The following is a 20,466-nucleotide window of genomic DNA, read 5'->3' on the forward strand; positions in this document are numbered from 1 at the left end:
GGCTCTGCTCCCGGACCCGTCCCAGATCTGCCCCGGCCCTGCCCCCGCTCTGGGGCGATCCGCCCCGACTCCGTCCCGGGACCCACCCCGGCCCTGCCCCCCGCCCCGAGGCGGCCCCGCCCCGACTCCGCCCCGCTCTCGACCGGGTGACGCCCCGTCAGCGCGCGCCTCGCCGTCCCGGCGATCGTTAGCGTAGGTGCCGTACCGCACTTTTGGTCGGCACTTGTGGCCGGTGCGACGGGCGCACGATCATGGGGGGCATGGCCCCTGCTGCTGCGGAGTTCGACGTCGCGTCGGTCCTCAGGGAGGTGAAGTTGGTCCGGGTGGAGGGCCTGGTCCGCATTCGTGACCTCGACCTGCCGTCGTTGCGACGGGCGGCCGCCCCGCACTCCGGCGCGGTCACGGACGCCTGGCCCGTCGAGGTGGAGAACCTGCTGCGGGCCGCGGTGACCCGGCTCGGCGGGGGCCCGTTGCAGGTGGCGGCCGAGTTCACGCTCGGTCTGGCACCGGGGCTGCGCGACCGCCCCGCGGCGGATCGGCGCAGGCTTGCCGCACGGGCGTACAGCGTCAGCGTCGAGCGGTTCCGCAAGAGCCAGGAGGAGATGGTCCTCGGCCAGATCGCCGAGCAGGTCTGCTGGCTCGCCGGCACCGGTGTGCGCGGCCTCCCGGGACCCGGACCCGCCCTGCTCGCACCGCACTTGCAGCATCGCGCCCTGCGTGTCGGAGCGGTCGGTGTGACGCTGCACGTCCACCCCGTCGAACTCGTCCGGAACGTGGACGTGATCGTCTCGCCGGTCAACACCCACCTCGCCCTGCCGGAGATGTTCAAGGCCTCCGTGCCGGCCGCGCTGCGTCGCGCCGGTGCCGTGCGGGACGCGCGGGGCGACGTCACCGGGGACCCGGTGCACGAGGAACTGGCGCACTGGCGACGGGAGAACGGCGTCTCGGGACGCCCCGTGCTCCCCGGGACGGTCGCGCCGACCGGGCCGGGTGCCCTCGCGGCGCGCGGGGTGCGCCGTATCTATCACGCGGCCGTCACCGTGCCCCGGCCCGGGACCAACGACTACGACGTCACCCCGCAGGACGTCGCCGGGGCCGCGGCCCGCGCACTGGCGCTGATGGACGAGGAACGCGACGCCTTCGTACCGCCGTTGCGCTCGATCTGCTTCCCCCTGCTGGGCGCGGGGCGCGGCGGACTGCCCGCGCAGACCAGCGTGAGCGCCCTGTGGTCCGCGCTGGCCGCCGACGCCGCCGCCGACCGGGCCCTGCATCTCCTGGTCCGCAGACCCCTGCTCGCCGACCTGGTCGCGGATGTGCTCGGGGTCGCACAACACCCGCTCCACGCACCGGACTCGACAGGAGAGAACACATGCGGATGAAGCCCTTACCGGTGCCGGTCGAGCCCCCGACGGCGGCGCACCAGCCCTTCTGCGTGACGGCGATCCACCCCCTCCCACGAGACAACGCCTGCCGCCCCGACCGCCCGTCCGCAAGGGAGGCCGGAGCCGCATGAATCCCTTCCTGGTGCTCGCCGGGTTCGCCGCGGACTACGGCCGGCTGTCGCGGCTGCTCGACCCGGATGCTCGCCGGACTCTCGGGGACCGGCTCGCCGAACTGCGGGCCGCCGGGGCCGATCAGGAGCCCGTCGCCGAGCGGGCGGCCCGAACCCTGCTCGACGCCCTGCCCGCCCCGGAGGCGGCACGGCTGCGTCAGGACGGCGACCCGGGACGGTTCGCCGGGGGAGCGCCCGCGTCCGTGCAGGTCGAGGGGTTCGCCGCCGGTGACCTGTGTCTGCTCGTGCTCGACCGGAACCCGATGGTCGGCCCCCTCCTCGGTCCCGTACGCGAACGCCTGCTCGCGCAGCCCATGTCGGACTGGTGGCCGGAGGCGGACCCGCGGCTGATCGTGCTGTCCGGCGAGGACGGCGTCGGACGCCTCCCGCGCTTCCAGTTCGAGGCCGGGACCATGCCGTGGCGGATCGTGCCGGAGGTCAACACCCTGTTGCGCGCCGACACCGATCCCTGGGGTGCGGCCGACTGGTGGCTGTCGCGCACGACATGGTGGGACGGCACCCCGGCCGACCTCCTGGGCCGCGGCCGGGACGCCGAACTGCTGGGCGCGGCCGAGGCGTTGGTGGCCGCCGACGGGACGGGGGAGTAGCCGATGGGAAAGTACCCGCCTCCCGAGAAGCTGCCCGGCGAACCCACCCGCGCGGTCCTGCGCGCCGGTACGCCCGTCTACCGGGTGCACTCCACCCACCGCGCGCCGACGGCGTACAACACCCGTCCCTCGCACCCCTTCTACTACGGCGGACGGTTCGACAGCACCCCGTACGACCCCTACGGCTACCTCTACGTCGGCTTCGGTGTCGGCGCGGCCGTGAGCGAAGTGCTGCTCCGTTCACTGCCCTTCGAGGGTGACGGCGGCCCCCGGCTGCTGCCGCGGGTCGCGTTCGAGAGGCGCAGTCTGTCGTTCCTGCGGCTGGCCGTCGACGTCGAGGTCGTGTCGCTGATGTCCGGTGCGGACCTCGCGGCGGTGGCCCAGGACACCTGGCTGGTGCACACCGAGGGCGCCGACTACCCGCAGACCCGCGACTGGGGGCACTGGATACGCCGCCGTACCGAACCCTGGGCGCAGGGCTTCGTCTGGCCGTCGAAGCGCGAGCCCGCCGAGCGGGTCGCCGTCCTGTTCGAGGACCGGACCGGGGGGCCGGTCCTCGAGGAGACGGGCGCCCCCTCCGTCGACTTCGGGACCGAGGAGGGCGAGCGCTGGCTGGGCGGCGTCCTCGCGCCCTACAGGACACAGGCCGCGCCCCGGCGGCCGGAACGGACGATCTGACGTGCCGCAGCGGACCTACGACCTGCAAGCCCTGCTCTACGAGGTGCAGTCGGCCGCGAGCCAGGGGATGAACGAGGCCCAGGACATGGCCCGGATCACCGCTCTGGTCCTCGGCCACCTGGGCTGTGCCACGGGACGCGAGGCCTACGACCTGCTGTACGAGGACTGGCGGGAACTGCCCCGGGGCACCCTGATGTCCGGGCTGCGGGCGGGGCAGATCATCAGCATCTTGCCGCATCTGATGTTCGACCAGCCGGTCGGGGATCCGCGGCGGCGGCAGGAACTCCTCGCCGAGGCACGGCAGTACGGGCCGCAGGACCAGGGATGGCAGGCCGGCATCCTGGGCGTGAGCGGGATCCAGGCCCTCCAACAGCTCGGTGACCCCGCCGAGATGGAGGCGGCGCTCGCCCGGCTGGAGGAGGCCCGCGCCCTGCTGCCGCCCGGCAGCCCCCAGCGGGACGCGATCGAGGTGTCCCATGCCGGGGTGCGCATCCATCTGGCCCAACTCGGCGGCGGTGAGGACGACTTCGACTCCGCCGTCGATGACCTGGCCCGGCTCGCCGACTCCCCGGCGTTCGACGAGCAGCAGCGCCTCGCGATGGCCGCACAACTGGCCTCGTACCGCTCCCATCAGGCCACCCGGCGCGAGGACGAGGCCGAACTCGCGCTGCGCATCCGGGAGATGGAGGCGGCCCTGGCGCGGATGTCGCCCGACCAGATGGACCGCCCCAACCTGGAGGCCTACCTCGACGCCGCCCGCAGCAACCTGACGATCCTCGTCGCACGCCGCACGGGCGGCGACCTCACGGCGGAGGACTTCCCGGACGCCGTCCCGCTGGACGAGGTCCGACGGCAGATCGACCTGGTCCCACGCAACGCGCGAACCGACCAGCTCGGCGACGTAGGACTCACCCGCATGGCACGCGCCCTGTTCGCCGGTGACCACCGGGGCACCCTGGAGGCACTCGGACTCATCGAGGAGGCCATGGACCTGCTGGAGCCCGACGACGAACGGTGGCTCCGCAACGCCGGCGCACTCGGCATGGCCCACTGCATGATCGCCGTCAACGGCGTCGCCCCCCGCGCCGACTGCCCCCGCCACCTGGACCAGGGCATCTCCTGGCTGCGGCACACCCTCAGGCTCTCCGGCGGCCCCGAGCACCCGACCTGGGGGAACAACGGCATGGCGCTCGCCATGGCGTACCGCTTCCGCGGCGACCTGCTGCACCCGCGCGACCGGCACGCCAAGCGCCGCAACCACGAGGAGTCCCGGCGCGTCGGCCTCGACGCCCTGCGCGCGGGCGCCTGGCAGGTCCTGCTGCAGTCCGGTACCGCCCACGCCGCCGAGACCGCCCGGCGGGCGGGCGAGAACGCGCTCGACGTCGCCCGGTGGTGCATCGCCGACGGCGCCCACACCGACGCCGTCCGCGCCCTGGACGCCGGACGCGGACTCGCCCTGCACGCGGCGACCGTGGCGAGCGGCGTGCCCGACCTGCTGGCCGCCGCGGGCCATGCGGAACTGGCGGACGAATGGCGGCGGTCCGGCGCCGCGGTGGCACCCCAGCCGCCGGCCGGACTGACGCTCACCGGGCAGATCCCGGTCTCCGGCCCGTCGAGCCGGCTGCGCCGCCGCGTCCTGGAGGTGCTCTCCGCGTCCCCGCTGCGACAGCGACTCCTGGACGCCCCCAGCCCCGAGGAGATCGGCGCGGCCCTGCGCACCATGGGCGCGACGGCCCTCGTCTACCTCGTCCCCGGCAGTACGGACGAGCCGAGCCTGACGGACAAGGTCGTCTTCGGCCGGCGCGCCGACGAGGGCCAGGCGCTCATCGTCACCGCCGACGGCCGGACCCGCGCGCTGCCCCTGCCGCGCCTCCTCGCCGAGGCCCCCGAACTGGCCGCGTACCGCGCCACCGGCACCCCCGGCCGGGACGCCGGCGGCCCGCCCACCGACCCCGACCCCATCCCGCCGCCGCGCACCGACGTCAGCCGCGCAGCGCTTGAACGGCTGTGCGACTGGGCCGGTACGGCGGTGATGCAGCCGCTGCTCCAGCACCTCCCGCGCGGCTACGGCCGGGTGCCCTCCGTCGTCCTGGTGCCCATGGCCGAACTCGGCGCCGTGCCCTGGCACGCGGCCCGGCTGCCCGGCCGGGGCCCTCGCCACGCCTGCCAGGAGGCGGACGTCTCCTATCTGCCCTCCGCCCGGCTGCTCTGCGAGGTCGCCGCCCGGCCCGTCACCACGACCCGGCAGGCCCTCGTCGTCGGCAACCCCACCCGCGACCTGCATCACGCGGGCGAGGAGGCCGAGGCCATCCACCGCGCCTTCCACCCGCACGGCGACCTCCTCGGCCCCGGCACCGCCACCCCCGCCGCCGTCACCGACTGGCTGCGCCGCCAGCGCGGCGGCGTGCTGCACCTGGCCTGCCACGGAGTGGTGCGCCAGGGTGAACGGCACAGCGCCTATCTCGCCCTGTCCGGCGGGAAGTTGGCGGCTGAGGAGCTGACCGAGGGCTCCGGCCGCTTCCCGGACCTGGAGCTCGTCGTCCTCGCCGCCTGCCGCACCAATGTGTCGGGGCGCGGCTACGACGAGGCGTACAGCCTGTCCACGGCGTTCCTGGTGGCGGGCGCCCGTTCGGTGATCGGCTCCCTGTGGCCGGTGCCCGACGAGGCGACGTCATTGCTGATGTACATGACCCACCACTTCATCAGCCACGACGGCCTGCGCCCCGGACCCGCCCTGCGCAGCGCGCAGTTGTGGATGCTGGACGACCGTCGGCAGCCGCCGCCCGGCATGCCGGCCCACCTGCGGGCCCGCGTGCACCGCATCAGCGGCGCCGACCTGACCGCCTGGGCGGGCTTCACCCACCTGGGCCGGTGAGCCGTCAGGTGACCTCCGTCCGCAGCACGACCTGCGCCGTCCCCCAGCGGCCCACGTCGTGCGGCGGACCGCCCGCGTCCCGGGCGTACGTCGGCATGGCCAGCCGCAGGAACCCGCCGTCGGCGCCCGCCTTCTCGTCGCGAGGCCCCTCGACGGAGGTGTCCGGAGGCCAGGCGGGCAGCCGGAACGGGGCGAGGTTCAGCTCGTTCTCGGTCACGATCAGCTTCAGCCAGTCCCGCGCGAAGGCACCCCGCACCAGCGCCCGTCCCGGCGGCAGCCGCAGCCACACCGGCTGCCCGCGCCGTGCCTCCCCCGCCCTGCCTGGCGCGACGAAGTCCCCCTCGTAGAGGTGCGGGGAGCACGCGTAACGATCGGTCAGATCCAACAGCACGCACCAGAGTTGGCGGTCGGAGGTGTTGTGGACGCGGATCCTCACCTGGGGCTGCCGGCCGTCCAGGGTGTAGCCGCAGACGATCTCCCCGTCCGCGGAGTACGTCACCCGGCCCACCGAGGTCCCCTCGACGGTGACCCGGACGAGGGACGACAGCCAGGGATCGGGATTGCGCAGGTCCAGGATGTGATGCCAACGGGTGAGATGCGCCAGGCAGTCGACGACCCGGGCCGCGTCCGCCGGGGACCGCAGCGGCAGGTCGGGCACCGGGTGCCCGGCCCCGCCCGACACCCGCGCCCATCCGCCCGCCGCATCGACCCGCAGCGGCAGCCCGCCCCCGCCGTGGGCGAGTTGCGGCACGTGCGCCATGGCCGCCGAGAGCAGGTGCACCGCACCGGGATCACCGGCGAGTGTCACGGCGGCGGGGGTGAACGCCAACGCCGTCGGCGTCACGGGATGGGCCAAGCGACGGTCCTGCGCCCCGGGTTGCCATCCGTCCGGCTCCACCAGGCTGGACTCGGGCTGCACCTGGCGTACGACGACCCGCCGTGACGCGGGACCGCCGAGCAGGGCGAACTCCGCGCCCGCCGCCCTCAGCCCGTGCGCCTGGCCGCAGTTGACCTCCCAGCCGTACTCCGTGTGCCGGAGCAGGAAGGGCCCGGTCTCCACCGGGGCACCGGACAGGACGGCACCGTTCTCCGGGCCGCGCAGCTCGGGATGCTGGATCACACTGAGGGTGCGCACCCGCTCCTCGGCGAGCGCGTGCACCGCGCCGTAGGCGGCCGTGGGGCCCAGCCGGTCCAGTGCGCCCAGCAACGCGTGGCTGAAGTAGCCGCGGATCCGCCCGTCGACGAGGTTCTCGTGCGCACGCTCGTACGGACGGCAGGCGGCCAGCAGGACGTGCCGAGCCGCCTCCGGGCCCGCGCCGCCCCCTTCGCGGACGCAGGTCGGCACCCCCCACCAGGGCTGCCAGTCCACCCCGCGGGCCCTCGCCCCGGTCGGCGCCGCGAAGACGGAGGCGCGGGTCGCGCCGCCCGCGTGGCAGCAGTCGAGGACCGCGACGACATGGGTGCCGCGCGCCGCGATGTCGTCGAGCAGCGCGCCGAGTTCGGTGTCCTGGAGCAGCGGCTGCCCGGCCGGCCCCAGACTGTCCTGGCACACCAGCGCCTGGGCCCAGCCGGTCGCCTCGCGCGGATCGTCCGTGCGGTACGCGCTGCCGTGCCCGCTGAACCAGAACAGTGCGGTGTCGTCCGGGCCGCTGCGCCCCAGATGCCGCCGGATGCCGTCCAGGACGGCCGCCCGGGAGGCCTGCCGGTCGTGCAGGGTCCGGACGACGGGTGCGAAGGTGCCGCTCTGCCGCCGCAGCCAACTCTCGGCGTCACGTGCGTCGTTGACGCAGCCGCGCAGCCGGCTGCCCTCGGGGTAGTCGTCGATGCCCACGAACAGGGCGTACACGGTGCGCATGCGGCGATCCTGCCAGCAACGGCGGGGCGCGGACAGGGCGTTTCCGGGGCGCGGACCGGTCGCCGTCGCATATCCCCATGACCTGGCGGCGTGAAGGGAGTTGACTTGAGTGAACCCATCGGCTGGCCTTGTCCGGCCACCGCACCACGAGCACCGGAAGGACAGCAGCGTGAGCTTCGGGGGACCCGACAACCCGTACCAGCCGCCCTGGCCACCACCGCCGAACGGCGGTCCCTACGGCCCACCACCGAACCCAGGGCCCTACAACCCACCTCCCAACGGCGGCCCCTACGGCCCTCCGCCGCACCCAGGGCCCTACGTCCCGCCACAGCCGTACCCCTACCCCCCGCACCCTTACCCCCCGCAGCCCTATCCGTACGTCCCGCAGCCGCAGCCCTACAGGTCGCCGTTCGCGATGCTCCAGAACCTGCGCGGCGCCGAATGGCCGCCGCTGCGGGTGCTGTTGCGCGGCGGGCGGCCCGGGATCCACGGCTGCGTCTGGGCCGTGCTGCTGGCCCCGTGCCTGTGGTTCGTCACCGTGCCCCTGATGGCGGGCTATGTGTTCGCCCGCTCGGCCCGCAGCCGGGCGCACCGCCTCTTCCCGTCGCGCGGCCACCGCTACGAGGACCCCCAGGTGAGGCGGCTGCAGAAGGCACGAGCCCTGGCCGCCGCCGTCATGTCCCTGCTCCTGCTGGCCGCCTACGGCAGGCCGGAGGACTACGACCAGGCGCAGCAGCAGTACATGATGCGGCTCGCGGTCACCCCGCCGCTGCTGCTGCTCAGCGCGCCCGTGGTCATCGCCGTCCTGTACCGCTGGGCGGCGCCGCACCTGCGGCCGCACATCGGGCAACGGGTGCGTGCCGCCGGGAGGGCCGCCCTCTGGTACGTCGGCGCGGTGACGGCGATCCCGCTGGTGATGGTCGGGGTCGTGATGCTGCAACGGAGGTCGATGGCCACCCCGGGCGTCCCCTGGCCCGCCGTCGCCCTGCTGGTGCCGCTGTTCTGGCTGCTGGCCTTCGTGGTCTTCGCCACCGGTCCCGCGGTGCGCAGCGGTTTCAACTCCGCCGACATCCACGCGGCTTTGCCGGCCCTGCTCACCGGCGTTCTGGTGTGGGAGTTCGCGCTCATCAGCCTGGCCGCGGGCGGACTGCCGCCCGGCCCGCCGCTTCTCGCGCTCCTCGCGTTCCTCGGTGGTCCCGCCTCGGTGTCGGCGGTGGCCTGGTGGGAGATCCGCCGGCTGCGCACCCGGTACGGCGTCCAACTGCGTGGCTGACGCCGTGCGGTACGGCCCCGAAAGCGTGATTACGTAGGGCCCATGACCGCGATCAGACTGCTCCTCGTCGACGACGACCCCCTGGTTCGGGCGGGCCTGTCCCTGATGATCGGCGGTGCCGACGGCATCGAGATCGTCGGGGAGGCCGCCGACGGCAAGGACGTCGAGGCGCTCGTCGACCGCACCCGCCCGGACGTCGTCCTCATGGACATCCGGATGCCGTCCGTGGACGGCCTGACCGCCACCGAGCGGCTGCGCGCGCGTCCCGACGCCCCGCAGGTGGTGGTCCTGACGACCTTCCACGCCGACGACCAGGTCCTGCGCGCCCTGCGCGCGGGCGCCGCCGGGTTCGTCCTCAAGGACACCCCGCCCGCGGAGATCGTCGAGGCGGTGCGCCGGGTCGCGGCGGGCGACCCCGTCCTGTCGCCGACGGTCACCCGCCAGTTGATGGCACACGCGGCCGGGACCGCCGCCGACACCCGCCGGGCACGCGCGCGTGAGCGCGTCGCCGCCCTCAACGACCGCGAGCGCGAGGTGGCCGTCGCCGTCGGCCGGGGCCGGTCCAACGCGGAGATCGCCGCGGAGCTCTTCATGAGCGTGGCCACCGTCAAGACCCACGTCTCGCGCATCCTGGCCAAGCTCGGCCTCAACAACCGGGTGCAGGTCGCCCTGCTCGCGTACGACGCCGGGCTGTTGGAGGAGTCCGGGGAACCTGGGAACGGCGGGCACTAGCGGGGCGTGCCGCGCGTTGTCGATGCGAGGGGGAAGAGGGGATGGGGACTTCATGACAGACGTGGTCGACCTCGGGGAGTACGGCGACGCGTTCCGCACGGATCCGCATCCGGTGTACGCCCGCCTGCGTGAGCGCGGCCCGGTGCACCGGATCCGGCCGCCGGGCTCCGAACCCGGCTACTGGGCCTGGCTCGTCGTCGGGCACGAGGAGGCGCGGGCGGCGCTCGCCGACCCCCGGCTGTCCAAGGAGGGCCGCCGGATCGGGGTGACGTTCCCCGAGGAGGAGCTGATCGGCCGCCATCTGCTGGCCGCCGACCCGCCCGAGCACACCCGGCTGCGCTCCCTGGTCTCCCGCGCCTTCACGATGCGCCGCGTGGAGCGGCTGCGGCCCCGGATCCAGGAGATCACCGACGACCTCCTCGACGCGATGCTGCCGTACGGCCGCGCCGACCTGGTGCAGTCCCTCGCGTACCCGCTGCCGATCACCGTGATCTGCGAACTCCTCGGCGTGCCCGAGCTGGACCGCACCGAGTTCCGCAAGCTGTCGACGGAGGTCGTCGCGCCGAGCAGCCCCGAGAGCGCCTACGACGCCGTCGTCCGGCTGGACGCGTACCTCGGCGAGCTGATCGAGGACAAGCGCCGCGCGGGCCCGGGCGACGACCTGCTGAGCGACCTCATCCGCACCACCGCCGAGGACGGTGACCGCCTCTCCGCGCGGGAGCTCGGCGGCATGGCCTTCCTGCTGCTGATCGCCGGCCACGAGACGACGGTCAACCTCATCACCAACGCCGTCCACGCCCTGCTCACCCACCCCGACCAACTCGCCCTTCTGCGCGCCGACATGAGCCTGCTCGACGGCGCGGTCGAGGAGACCCTGCGCTACGAGGGGCCGGTGGAGAACGCGACGTTCCGCTACGCCGCCGAGCCCCTGGAGATCGCGGGCACCGCCGTCGCCGAGGGCGACCACGTGATGATCGGCCTGGCCGCCGCCGACCGCGACGACACCCGCTACCCGGCCCCGCACGACTTCGACATCCGCCGCGACCCCCGAGGCCACCTCGCCTTCGGCCACGGCATCCACTACTGCCTGGGCGCCCCGCTGGCCCGCCTGGAGGCCGGCACGGCCCTGCGCACCCTGCTGGACCGGGCCCCGCACCTCGCCCTTGACGGCCCACCGGGGGAGTGGCTGCCGGGGATGCTGATCCGGGGTCTGCGGAGTCTGCCGGTGCGGTGGTAGAGGCGGGCGCGCTCGCGGGGCCGTGGGCCTGCCGGGAGCGGGCGTCCCGTCAGCCCGGGAGTTCCGCCAGCCGTACGGGCCGGCGCTCCCTTCGTGACAGCTCGCACGCCTCGGAGATCCGCAGGGCCTGCAAGGCCTCGCGCCCGTCGCACGGGTTGGCGCGCTCGCCCCGGACCACCTCGACGAACGCGTTCAGCTCGGCCTCGTAGGCAGGCCCGAAGCGCTCCAGGAACCCGGCCCACGGCTTGGACGCGGCCGGCGGCCCCGTCGGCTCGGTGGACGCGATCGGCGTCCGGTCGTCCAGCCCGACGACGATCTGGTCCAGCTCCCCGGCCAGCTCCATCCGTACGTCGTACCCGGCGCCGTTCAGCCGTGTCGCCGTCGCCGTCGCGAGGGTGCCGTCGTCGAGGGCGAGGACCGCCGCGGCCGTGTCGACGTCGCCCGCGGCCCGGAACATCGGCGGCCCGGCGTCGGACCCGGCCGCGTACACGTCGACCACCTCGCGCCCGGTCACCCAGCGCAGCGCGTCGAAGTCGTGGATCAGCGTGTCCCGGTACAGCCCGCCCGACAGCGGCAGCCACGCGGCGGGCGGCGGCGCCTGGTCCGAGGTCAGCGCCCGTACGGTGTGCAGCCGGCCGAGCCGTCCCGCCCGCACCGCGTCCCGGGCGCCCGTGTACCCGGCGTCGAAGCGGCGCTGGAACCCCATCTGAAGCACGGTCCCGGCCGACTCGACCTCGCCGATCGCCTGGAGCGTGCCCGGCAGGTCCAGGGCGATCGGCTTCTCGCAGAACACCGGCAGCCCCGACCGCGCGGCCCGGCCGATCAGCTCGGCGTGTGCCGAGGTGGACGCCGTGATCACCACGGCGTCCACGCCCCACCGGAAGATCTCGTCCACGCCCGGCGCCGCGGTCTCGCCCAGCCGGTTCGCCAGCTCCTGGGCCCGCGAACCGTCCGCGTCCGTGAGGATCAGTGAGCCGACGTCACGATGGCGACTGAGCGTGTTCGCGTGAATCGTGCCGATCCGGCCGGTACCGATGACCCCGATGCGCATGGGACCAAAATGTGGCCGGGAACCCGCCCCTGTCAATGCGTATGTCCGGACAATCTGACTACACAACTTCCCGTCAACACCGCGCGGAGCTACGCTCGGGCCCGTGCCGAAACCAGATGGGGACCCGACCGTGTCGCTCGAACTGAGTGTGGACCGCAGCAGCCCGGTGCCGTTGTACTTCCAGCTGTCCCAGCAGTTGGAGGCCGCGATCGAGCACGGAACGCTGACACCCGGCAGCCTGCTGGGCAACGAGATCGAGCTGGCCGCCCGCCTCGGCCTGTCCCGGCCCACCGTCCGCCAGGCCATCCAGTCGCTCGTCGACAAGGGCCTGCTGGTACGCCGCCGCGGCGTCGGCACGCAGGTCGTGCACAGCCAGGTCAAGCGCCCGCTGGAACTCAGCAGCCTCTACGACGACCTGGAGGCGGCAGGTCAGCGCCCCGCCACCAAGGTGATCGTCAACACCGTCGTCCCGGCCTCCGCCGAGGTCGCCGCGGCACTCGCCGTCACCGAGGGCGGCGACGTGCACCGCGTCGAGCGGCTGCGTCTCGCGCACGGCGAGCCGATGGCGTACCTGTGCAACTACCTCCCGCCCGACCTGCTCGACCTCGACACCGGTCAGCTGGAGGCCACCGGCCTGTACCGGATGATGCGGTCCGCCGGGATCACCCTGCACAGCGCCCGCCAGTCGATCGGCGCCCGCGGCGCCACCGCCGCCGAGGCCGAACGGCTCGCCGAGGAGGAGGGAGCCCCGCTGCTCACCATGCAGCGCGTCACCTTCGACGACACCGGCCGCGCGGTCGAGTTCGGCACCCACACCTACCGGCCCACCCGCTACTCCTTCGAGTTCCAGCTGCTCGTGCGGCCCTGAGCGGTCGGCCTGGGACGCCGAGTTGGTCCCAATGTCCGGACAATGAAACGCATGCGCCTGTGGCGAGACGGGACGCACGCACCCTTGCGGAGAACGGGCGGGGCCCGCAGGCGACGAAAGGGCGACCCCAGAGGCTCACCCAGGGGTGCTCCGAGGGTGCTCCACGGGCGCCTTGTGCGTGAGACAAGCCACAAACCGCCCGCTCCCGGCGACGATCGCGCGGCCCCGGCGATCCCCTGCACAGCACCCTTACCCGCGGTGCGGCAGAATCGGGCGGTGATGAGCACCTACGGCACCTTCACCGCCCCCATCGGCTCCCGCCGCGCCCCGGTCCTGCGCACCGTCGGCACCAGGGAGCGCCGCTCGCACCTGACCGCACCGCGCGTGCCGACCGTCGGCATCGACATCGGCGGCACCAAGGTGATGGCGGGCGTCGTCGACGCCGACGGCAACATCCTGGAGAAGCTCCGCGCAGAGACCCCGGACAAGTCCAAGAGCCCCAAGGTCGTCGAGGACACCATCTGCGAGCTGGTCCTGGACCTGTCCGACCGGCACGACGTGCACGCGGTGGGCATCGGCGCGGCCGGCTGGGTCGACGCCGACCGCAACCGCATCCTGTTCGCCCCCCACCTGTCCTGGCGCAACGAGCCACTGCGCGACCGCCTCGCGGGCCGCCTCGCCGTGCCCGTCCTGGTCGACAACGACGCCAACGCCGCGGCCTGGGCCGAGTGGCGCTTCGGCGCCGGCCGCGACGAGGACCACCTGGTCATGATCACGCTCGGCACCGGTATCGGCGGCGCCATCCTGGAGGACGGCCAGGTCAAACGCGGCAAGTTCGGTGTCGCCGGCGAGTTCGGCCATATGCAGGTCGTCCCCGGCGGCCACCGTTGCCCGTGCGGCAACCGCGGCTGCTGGGAGCAGTACAGCTCCGGCAACGCACTGGTCCGGGAGGCCAAGGAGCTGGCCGCGGCCGACTCCCCGGTGGCGTACGGGATCATCGAGCACGTCAAGGGGCAGATCGGCGACATCACCGGCCCGATGATCACCGAACTCGCCCGCGAGGGCGACGCCATGTGCATCGAGCTGCTCCAGGACATCGGGCAGTGGCTCGGCGTCGGCATCGCCAACCTCGCGGCCGCCCTCGACCCGTCCTGCTTCGTCATCGGCGGCGGTGTGTCGGCCGCCGACGACCTGCTGATCGGCCCCGCGCGGGACGCCTTCAAGCGTCAGCTCACCGGCCGCGGCTACCGTCCCGAGGCCCGGATCGCCCGTGCCCAGCTCGGCCCCGAGGCCGGCATGGTCGGCGCCGCCGACCTCGCCCGGCTGGTCGCCCGCCGCTTCCGGCGCGCCAACCGGCGGCGCGTCGAGCGGTACGAGCGCTACGCGAAGTACACGGAGTCCCGCCGTACGACCCAGGGGCAGCCGTGAGCCCGTCCATGACGCCCTCCGTACCCCGCCAGGGCGATGCCCCCGACGAGCCGTCCAGGCCGCCGGCCGAGGACCGCCGCCACCGCAACCGGCGCCGGGCGCTCACCCTGCTCATCATCGGCCTGCTCATCGGCGTCCCGGCCGGCTATCTGGTGATCTCCGCCAACCAGAGCCGCAGCAGCGGCAAGGACAAGGAGGCCAAGTACTCCGCGACCGGCCTCAGCGCGGGCTGGCCCTCGAAGGTCCAGCGCCGCCTCTACCAGGTGCCGGTCCCGCACCCCGCGGACCGGATCGCCTACTACGAGACCAACAACTGGAAGACCAGCCGCCTCTACGTGCAGTTCCGCACCTCCGACGCGGGCCTCGACACCTTCCTCGCCGGCGTCGGCGTCAACCGCGACGCCCTGAAGGCGGGCGACATCACCATCGGCACCCGGGACCAGAAGATCACCGGCTGGAACTTCTCCGGCCCCGGCCCCTGGTCCGGCCTCGTGCACAAGCAGAAGAACCCGGCCCCGACCCAGGACATCGTGGTCAACACCGCGGACCCGGCCGGCCCGATGGTGTACGTGGTCTCCCGTACGGTCCCGTAGAGCGCGGCCCGCGAGGGACCGGCCCGGCCCGTCGCCGGAGCCGATTGTCAGACCCCGCCCGTAGAGTCGAAGACGTCTGATCCGACACGCGGGACGGGAGGTGGCAGGACGTATGAGTGACACGGCCGTGGCGGCCGACCGGGCGACGGAGGCGGTCTCCGTGCGCCTCGCCGCCGTCTTCCTGCCCGCGGCCCTCCCGCGCGAGGGCCGGATGGCCTTCTGGGACCCCGAAGGCGGCCCACCGCCCGAGGGCCACACGGACCTCACCGTCGTACGACCCCACGGCGCCCAGGTGCGCCGCAGGACCGCCCCCGCCCTCGAACTGCCCCTGGTCGAGGCACTGCCCCTGCTGGTGCGGGCCCGGCGCGACCCCGCCGCCCACCCGGCCACCGCCTGCTGGGGCGCGGCCGCCCTGCACGCACTGCGGCTCACCGCGCGCGGCCGGCTGCTGCCCGGCCTGACCCCCGCGGGACACGACGCCTGGCGGGCCGGCCCCCTGGACCCCGACGACATCGCGCACCTGCGCGCGATCGCCGCCGCCCTGCCGTACGAGGGCCACGCGGTCCCGCTGCCCGGCCCCGGCCCGCTGCGGCTGCCCGAGCCGGAAGCGCTGATGCGCTCCTTCCTGGACGCCGTCGCCGACACCCTCCCGCGCACCCCGGCCGCCCCCCTCGCCTCCGGCCGCCCCTTCGCCGACCGCCGCCCCCAGCGCCTGCCGCACGCGCACGAGTGGGCCGCCGAGGTCGCCGCCGGCATGGACGCGGGCGTGCGGATCTCGCTCCGCCTCGACCTGTCGGCGTACGCCCTGTTCGACGAGGGCCGCGGGACCCGCGCCGCCGGCGCCGCGATCGTCCAGGTGCACAGCCTCGCCGACCCCACCCTCGTGGCCGACGCCGCGGCCCTGTGGTCCGGCGAGGCGGACGCCGTGTTCGGTCCACGCGCCCAGGTGGACGCGGCCCTCGCGGTGCGCCGCGCGGCCCGCGTCTGGCCGCCCCTGGACCGCCTCTGCGAGCAGGACGTACCCGACGTACTCGCCCTGTCCGAGGAGGAGTTGGGGGACCTGCTCGGCATCGCCGCGACCCGGCTCGCGGCAGCCGGGGTCGCCGTGCACTGGCCCCGGGACCTGGCCCAGGACCTCAGCGCGGCCGCCGTGGTACGCCCCGCACCGGGCTCGGCGACCGACGGCACCGGCTTCTTCGAGAGCGAGGAACTGCTCCAGTTCCGCTGGCAGTTGGCGCTCGGCGGCGACCCCCTCACCGAGGCCGAGATGGACGCCCTCGCCGAGGCCCACCGCCCGGTCGTCCGGCTGCGCGACCAGTGGGTGCTGGTCGACCCGGCGCTCGTCCGCAAGGCCCGCAAGCGCGAACTGGGCCTCCTGGACCCGGTCGACGCGCTGTCCGTCGCGCTCTCGGGCACCGCGGAGGTCGACGGCGAGACGGTGGAGGCGGTACCGGTCGGCGCGCTGGCGGCGTTGCGCGACCGGCTGACGGCAGGCGTCCGCCCCGCCGAGCCGCCCCCAGGCCTGCACGCCACGCTCCGCGACTACCAACTCCGCGGCCTGGCCTGGCTCGACCTCATGACCTCCCTCGGCCTCGGCGGCTGCCTCGCCGACGACATGGGCCTCGGCAAGACGATCACCGTCATCGCCCTGCACCTGAAGCGGGCCCGCCGCGAACCGACCCTGGTGATCTGCCCGGCCTCCCTCCTCGGCAACTGGCAGCGGGAGATCACCCGCTTCGCCCCCGGCGTCCCCGTCCGCCGCTTCCACGGCCCCGACCGCACCCTGGACGACCTCGACGGCGGCTTCGTCCTCACCACGTACGGCACCATGCGGTCGACGGCGGCGCGGCTGGCCGAGCAGCCCTGGGGCATGGTCGTCGCGGACGAGGCCCAGCACGTGAAGAACCCCTACTCGGCGACGGCCAAGGCGCTGCGCACCATCCCATCACCCGCGCGCGTCGCGCTGACCGGCACCCCCGTGGAGAACAACCTCTCCGAACTGTGGGCCCTGCTCGACTGGACCACCCCCGGACTCCTCGGCCCCCTGAAGTCCTTCCGCGCCCGCCACGCGCGCGCGGTCGAGAACGGCGAGGACGAGGAGGCGGTGACGAGACTGGCCCGCCTGGTCCGCCCGTTCCTGCTGCGCCGCAAGAAGTCCGACCCCGGCATCGTCCCCGAACTGCCGCCCAAGACGGAGACGGACCACCCGGTCCCCCTCACCCGTGAACAGGCCTCCCTGTACGAGGCGGTGGTGCGCGAGTCGATGCTCGCCATCGAGACGGCCGAGGGCATCGCGCGCCGGGGCCTGGTGCTCAAGCTCCTGGGCGCGCTGAAGCAGATCTGCGACCACCCCGCGCTGTACCTCAAGGAGGGCGTCGGCGCGCCCGACCGCCTGGCTGTCCGGTCCGGCAAACTCGCCCTCCTCGACGAGCTGTTGGACACCCTGCTCGCCGAGGACGGTTCGGCGCTGGTCTTCACGCAGTACGTCGGCATGGCCCGCCTCATCACCGCGCACCTGGCGGACCGCGCGGTCCCGGTGGAACTGCTGCACGGCGGCACACCGGTGCCGGAGCGCGAGCACATGGTGGACCGCTTCCAGAGCGGCGCGACCCCGGTCCTCGTCCTGTCGCTGAAGGCGGCGGGCACCGGCCTGAACCTCACCCGCGCGGGCCACGTCGTCCACTTCGACCGCTGGTGGAACCCGGCCGTGGAGGAACAGGCCACCGACCGCGCCTACCGCATCGGCCAGACCCAGCCGGTCCAGGTGCACCGCCTCATCACCGAGGGCACCATCGAGGACCGCATCGCCGAGATGCTGGAGGCGAAGCGGGCGCTGGCCGACGCCATCCTCGGCTCCGGCGAGGCCGCGCTCACCGAACTGACGGACCGCGAACTGTCCGACCTGGTCTCCCTACGGAGGACGTCATGACCCCCCGCCCGGCGGACGAGGCACGCCGGGCCCTGCGCGAGGCGCTGGAACGACGCGACGAGCAGGGGCGGGACGCGGGATCGGCGGGGGCGGAGCAGAGGTTCCACGAGGACGCGAGGTCTGGGGCAGGGGCGGAGGAGGAGCTGACGGGGCTGGCGCGTTCCACCGGCGCGGGGTCCGGGGGTGTGTCGGAGGGGGAGGGGGCTCCTTTGGTGCGTGGGGAGTCCGGGGCAGGGGTTGAGGAGGTGCGGACAGGTCCGGCGCGTTCCACGGCAGCGGGGTCCGGGGTCGCGTCGGATGAGGAGCGGACCCCTTCCGCGCGTACGGAGTCTGCGGCAGGGGCCGAGCGGGAGTGGACGGATCCGGCGCGCCCCGCAGGCCCGGAGTCCCAGGGTGGCGTGGCGGGTGGTGCGGCCGAGCCCGAGGCAGGTCGGTGCGAGGGTTCGGATGACCGGCGTCCGGAGCGCCACGAGCCTCGCCCGGCCGACGTCGCCCGCGCGGCACTGCGGCGTGCCCTGGCCGAGCGGCGCGGGGCCGGGGCCGGAGGCGAGGCGGGCGCCCCGGACACCGGCGACCGCGCGTCGGCCGAGGCGTCCGGCGATGACGACACGACGTCGTCGAGTGGACCCGGTGGAACCCGACCTCCGGCGACCGTGGAATCCCGTCAGGAGACCGGCGCGCCCGGCGACGAGACGAAGCCCGCCCCGGCCGGCGGGGAGACCGACGGCGGAGGCGACCGTCAGGGCGCGCGGCCCGCGGACCGTGTGCGCGAGGCCCTGCGCGCCGCTCGTCAGGAGTCGCGGCAGCCCCGGACGGACGGCACCGGCACGGGACAGGAGGGCGGGGCCCGGCCACGCCGTACGGCACCGGTCACCCCGGTGCGTGGCGCCACGCACGGCCGTACCGCCACCGAGCGAGCCCGTGCCGTACGGGAGTTGACGGCCGACGCCTTCCGGATGCCCAGCGACGAGAGCGAGCCGGCGGCTCGGGACACCAGCCCCGCCACGAACCACCCGAGCCCGACCGAACGGCCCTCCACGCCCCCGGGACCCCAGGACCACACGACCCCGGGCGCCCCGAACCCACCCGCGACCCCCAGCTCGGACGGGCGGCCCTCTACCGCCAACCCACCGGCGGCCACTCCCACGCCCGCGCCCGCGACCGCGTCCTGGCCCGCGACAGCAACCGCCCCGTCGAACCCACCCGCATCCACCCCGCCAACCCCACCCGCGCCCACCCCCTGGCCCGCTCCAGCGACCGCCCCCTCGGACGCGCCCACACCCGCCGCCCCTCGTCACCCCCGCTCCATGGCCGCCCCCGGTCGGGACGGTGAGCTGCGCCGTACCTTCCCGGCGTTCGCCGCGCGGGCCGGCGGTGAGGGGGAGGGGTTCGCCGAGACGTGGTGGGGCAACGCGTGGGTGGCGGCTCTGGAGGAGGGCGCGCTGGACGCCGGGCGGCTGGCGCGCGGCCGCGCTTACGCGGAGAAGGGGCACGTCGACGCGATCACCGTGACGCCGGGCCTGGTCCTCGCGTACGTGCAGGGCAGCCGCCCCCGCCCGTACCGGGTGCAGGTGCGGCTGCGGACGCTGGACGACGCCGACTGGACGCGGTTCCTGGACGCCGCAGCGGAGCGGACCGGGCACATCGCTGCCCTGCTCGACAAGGAGATGCCGCACTCGCTGGCCGAGGGCGCCGTCCGCCTGCTGCCCGGTCCCGGTGACCTCGAACCGCAGTGCAGCTGCCCCGACCGCGGCCACCCCTGCAAGCACGCCGCCGCCCTCTGCTACCAGACCGCCCGCCTGCTCGACGCCGACCCCTTCGTCCTGCTCCTGCTGCGCGGCCGCGGCGAACGCGAGCTGCTCGACGCGCTGTCGAGGCTGAGCGCCGCCCGCGCGGCCCGCGCCGCCCAGGAGAAGGGACCGGCGCCGCTGCCCGGCGTACGCGCCTCCGAGGCCCTCGCGCCCCGCCGACTCCCGCCCCTGCCCGCCCCGTTGCCGCCGCCCCCGCACCCCGAGCAGCCCCCGGTGTACCCGGCTGCCCCGGGCGGCCCGGACCCCTTCGCGCTGGACCAGCTGGCCACGGACGCCGCCGGACGCGCCCACGCGCTGCTCGTCACCGGCCGTGACCCGGTCGCCGAACTGACGCTGTGGCAGGACGCGGTGCGGCTGGCCGCGGCCCGCCCCGGATCAGGTCTCACCGCGGCCACCCGCGCGCTCTACGCCGCGCTCGCCGCCGCGGCCGATCGCACCCCGGCCGACCTGGCACGGGCCGTCGCCGCCTGGCGGCAGGGTGGGTTCGAGGGCCTCGCCGTCCTCGAAGAGCCCTGGGACCCACCGGCCGGCCGCTTCGACCGGGCCCGCCCGCTGCTGCTCGCCGCCGATCTGCCGGCCTTCCGGCCCTGGCGCAACCGTCTGACCCACCCCCGCGGTCATGTCCAACTCCGCCTGGGCCGCGACGGCTTGTGGTACGCCTACGAGTCGGACCCCGGCGCCGACGACTGGTGGCCCCGTGGCACCCCCGACCTCGATCCGGTCGGCGCCCTGACCGGCCTGGGGGCCTCGCCGGAAGGCTGACCGGGTGCACAGGGCGCGGTTCACACGACGACCACACACAGTCCGCACAGTGACCGCGCCGGCAGGCGGTTCATGAGCCACTAAGATGCCGCGATGTCGCTCTGCGGCACGACAACCGGCCGAGGACGAACGGGGGAAGCGGTATGGCAACGGGGGGATGGGGTCCGGACACGGGCCGGCACGACGGCACCGGACCGGGGGCACAGGGCTGGGG

At 74.6% G+C, this 20,466-nt stretch carries 14 protein-coding genes; 12 read left to right on the top strand and 2 right to left on the bottom strand.

What is annotated here, in order from left to right; genetic code table 11:
* The first annotated feature begins 260 nt into the window (after positions 1-260).
* The 4 genes from ACH41F_RS09440 (at position 261) to ACH41F_RS09455 (ending at position 5,713) form a co-directional block, all read left to right on the top strand.
* Entirely contained in the window at positions 261-1,379 is a 1,119-nt protein-coding gene (locus ACH41F_RS09440; RefSeq protein WP_391239059.1) for a hypothetical protein, read from the top strand.
* A gap of 130 nt (positions 1,380-1,509) precedes the next feature.
* A complete protein-coding gene (locus ACH41F_RS09445) occupies positions 1,510-2,160 on the top strand; it encodes a hypothetical protein (RefSeq protein WP_391239061.1) in 651 nt (216 codons plus the stop codon).
* A gap of 3 nt (positions 2,161-2,163) precedes the next feature.
* Complete coding sequence (locus ACH41F_RS09450; protein WP_391239064.1) at positions 2,164-2,838, top strand: RES domain-containing protein; 675 nt, start codon at positions 2,164-2,166, stop codon at positions 2,836-2,838.
* A 1-nt stretch (position 2,839) separates the two neighbouring features.
* Positions 2,840-5,713 carry a CHAT domain-containing protein gene (locus ACH41F_RS09455; RefSeq protein WP_391239067.1) on the top strand — a complete coding sequence of 958 codons (2,874 nt, stop codon included), beginning with the start codon at positions 2,840-2,842 and terminating at the stop codon, positions 5,711-5,713.
* A gap of 4 nt (positions 5,714-5,717) precedes the next feature.
* Here ACH41F_RS09455 and ACH41F_RS09460 read toward each other — a convergent pair whose 3' ends face one another.
* Complete coding sequence (locus tag ACH41F_RS09460; protein WP_391239070.1) at positions 5,718-7,568, bottom strand: caspase family protein; 1,851 nt, start codon at positions 7,566-7,568, stop codon at positions 5,718-5,720.
* A gap of 415 nt (positions 7,569-7,983) precedes the next feature.
* On the opposite strand from ACH41F_RS09460, the gene ACH41F_RS09465 reads away from it, so the two are divergent.
* From ACH41F_RS09465 to ACH41F_RS09475, 3 genes are read left to right on the top strand one after another with little or no spacing between them, the layout of a single operon-like run.
* Positions 7,984-8,841 carry a hypothetical protein gene (locus ACH41F_RS09465; RefSeq protein WP_398834089.1) on the top strand — a complete coding sequence of 286 codons (858 nt, stop codon included), beginning with the start codon at positions 7,984-7,986 and terminating at the stop codon, positions 8,839-8,841.
* A 42-nt stretch (positions 8,842-8,883) separates the two neighbouring features.
* Positions 8,884-9,573, top strand: a complete 690-nt coding sequence (locus ACH41F_RS09470) for a response regulator (RefSeq protein ID WP_398834091.1) — start codon at positions 8,884-8,886, stop codon at positions 9,571-9,573.
* Between the two features lie 52 nt (positions 9,574-9,625).
* Entirely contained in the window at positions 9,626-10,810 is a 1,185-nt protein-coding gene (locus ACH41F_RS09475) for a cytochrome P450 (RefSeq protein WP_391239079.1), read from the top strand.
* Positions 10,811-10,859: 49 nt separating this feature from the next.
* On the opposite strand, the gene ACH41F_RS09480 is transcribed toward ACH41F_RS09475, so the two are convergent.
* The gene (locus tag ACH41F_RS09480; protein WP_391239082.1) at positions 10,860-11,861 is read right to left on the bottom strand and encodes a Gfo/Idh/MocA family oxidoreductase; all 1,002 of its coding nucleotides are present in this window, start codon (positions 11,859-11,861) and stop codon (positions 10,860-10,862) included.
* Between the two features lie 130 nt (positions 11,862-11,991).
* Here ACH41F_RS09480 and ACH41F_RS09485 point away from each other — a divergent pair, with 130 nt between their 5' ends.
* The 5 genes from ACH41F_RS09485 to ACH41F_RS09505 all read left to right on the top strand — a co-directional run bounded on the left by ACH41F_RS09485 (position 11,992) and on the right by ACH41F_RS09505 (position 20,252).
* Complete coding sequence (locus ACH41F_RS09485; RefSeq protein WP_391239607.1) at positions 11,992-12,729, top strand: UTRA domain-containing protein; 738 nt, start codon at positions 11,992-11,994, stop codon at positions 12,727-12,729.
* A 279-nt stretch (positions 12,730-13,008) separates the two neighbouring features.
* Positions 13,009-14,157 carry an ROK family glucokinase gene (locus ACH41F_RS09490; protein ID WP_391239085.1) on the top strand — a complete coding sequence of 383 codons (1,149 nt, stop codon included), beginning with the start codon at positions 13,009-13,011 and terminating at the stop codon, positions 14,155-14,157.
* 8 nt (positions 14,158-14,165) lie between these two features.
* The gene (locus ACH41F_RS09495; RefSeq protein WP_391239088.1) at positions 14,166-14,750 is read left to right on the top strand and encodes a sugar kinase; all 585 of its coding nucleotides are present in this window, start codon (positions 14,166-14,168) and stop codon (positions 14,748-14,750) included.
* Between the two features lie 112 nt (positions 14,751-14,862).
* Positions 14,863-17,679, top strand: coding sequence for an SNF2-related protein (locus ACH41F_RS09500; RefSeq protein ID WP_391239091.1), 2,817 nt, complete (start codon positions 14,863-14,865; stop codon positions 17,677-17,679).
* 653 nt (positions 17,680-18,332) lie between these two features.
* Positions 18,333-20,252, top strand: coding sequence for an SWIM zinc finger family protein (locus ACH41F_RS09505; protein ID WP_391239094.1), 1,920 nt, complete (start codon positions 18,333-18,335; stop codon positions 20,250-20,252).
* The last annotated feature ends 214 nt before the right edge of the window (positions 20,253-20,466 follow it).

Source organism: Streptomyces sp. NPDC020489 (genome assembly GCF_044386545.1).
Taxonomy (GTDB): domain Bacteria; phylum Actinomycetota; class Actinomycetes; order Streptomycetales; family Streptomycetaceae; genus Streptomyces.

What these genes read in the sequence shown, in the direction of transcription:
- ACH41F_RS09440 (WP_391239059.1), top strand. Translation starts at nt 261, where the DNA reads ATGGCCCCTGCTGCTGCGGAGTTCGACGTCGCGTCGGTCCTCAGGGAG.
- ACH41F_RS09445 (WP_391239061.1), top strand. Translation starts at nt 1,510, where the DNA reads ATGAATCCCTTCCTGGTGCTCGCCGGGTTCGCCGCGGACTACGGCCGG.
- ACH41F_RS09450 (WP_391239064.1), top strand. Translation starts at nt 2,164, where the DNA reads ATGGGAAAGTACCCGCCTCCCGAGAAGCTGCCCGGCGAACCCACCCGC.
- ACH41F_RS09460 (WP_391239070.1), bottom strand. Translation starts at nt 7,568, where the DNA reads ATGCGCACCGTGTACGCCCTGTTCGTGGGCATCGACGACTACCCCGAG.
- ACH41F_RS09465 (WP_398834089.1), top strand. Translation starts at nt 7,984, where the DNA reads ATGCTCCAGAACCTGCGCGGCGCCGAATGGCCGCCGCTGCGGGTGCTG.
- ACH41F_RS09470 (WP_398834091.1), top strand. Translation starts at nt 8,884, where the DNA reads ATGACCGCGATCAGACTGCTCCTCGTCGACGACGACCCCCTGGTTCGG.
- ACH41F_RS09475 (WP_391239079.1), top strand. Translation starts at nt 9,626, where the DNA reads ATGACAGACGTGGTCGACCTCGGGGAGTACGGCGACGCGTTCCGCACG.
- ACH41F_RS09480 (WP_391239082.1), bottom strand. Translation starts at nt 11,861, where the DNA reads ATGCGCATCGGGGTCATCGGTACCGGCCGGATCGGCACGATTCACGCG.
- ACH41F_RS09490 (WP_391239085.1), top strand. Translation starts at nt 13,009, where the DNA reads ATGAGCACCTACGGCACCTTCACCGCCCCCATCGGCTCCCGCCGCGCC.
- ACH41F_RS09495 (WP_391239088.1), top strand. Translation starts at nt 14,166, where the DNA reads ATGACGCCCTCCGTACCCCGCCAGGGCGATGCCCCCGACGAGCCGTCC.
- ACH41F_RS09500 (WP_391239091.1), top strand. Translation starts at nt 14,863, where the DNA reads ATGAGTGACACGGCCGTGGCGGCCGACCGGGCGACGGAGGCGGTCTCC.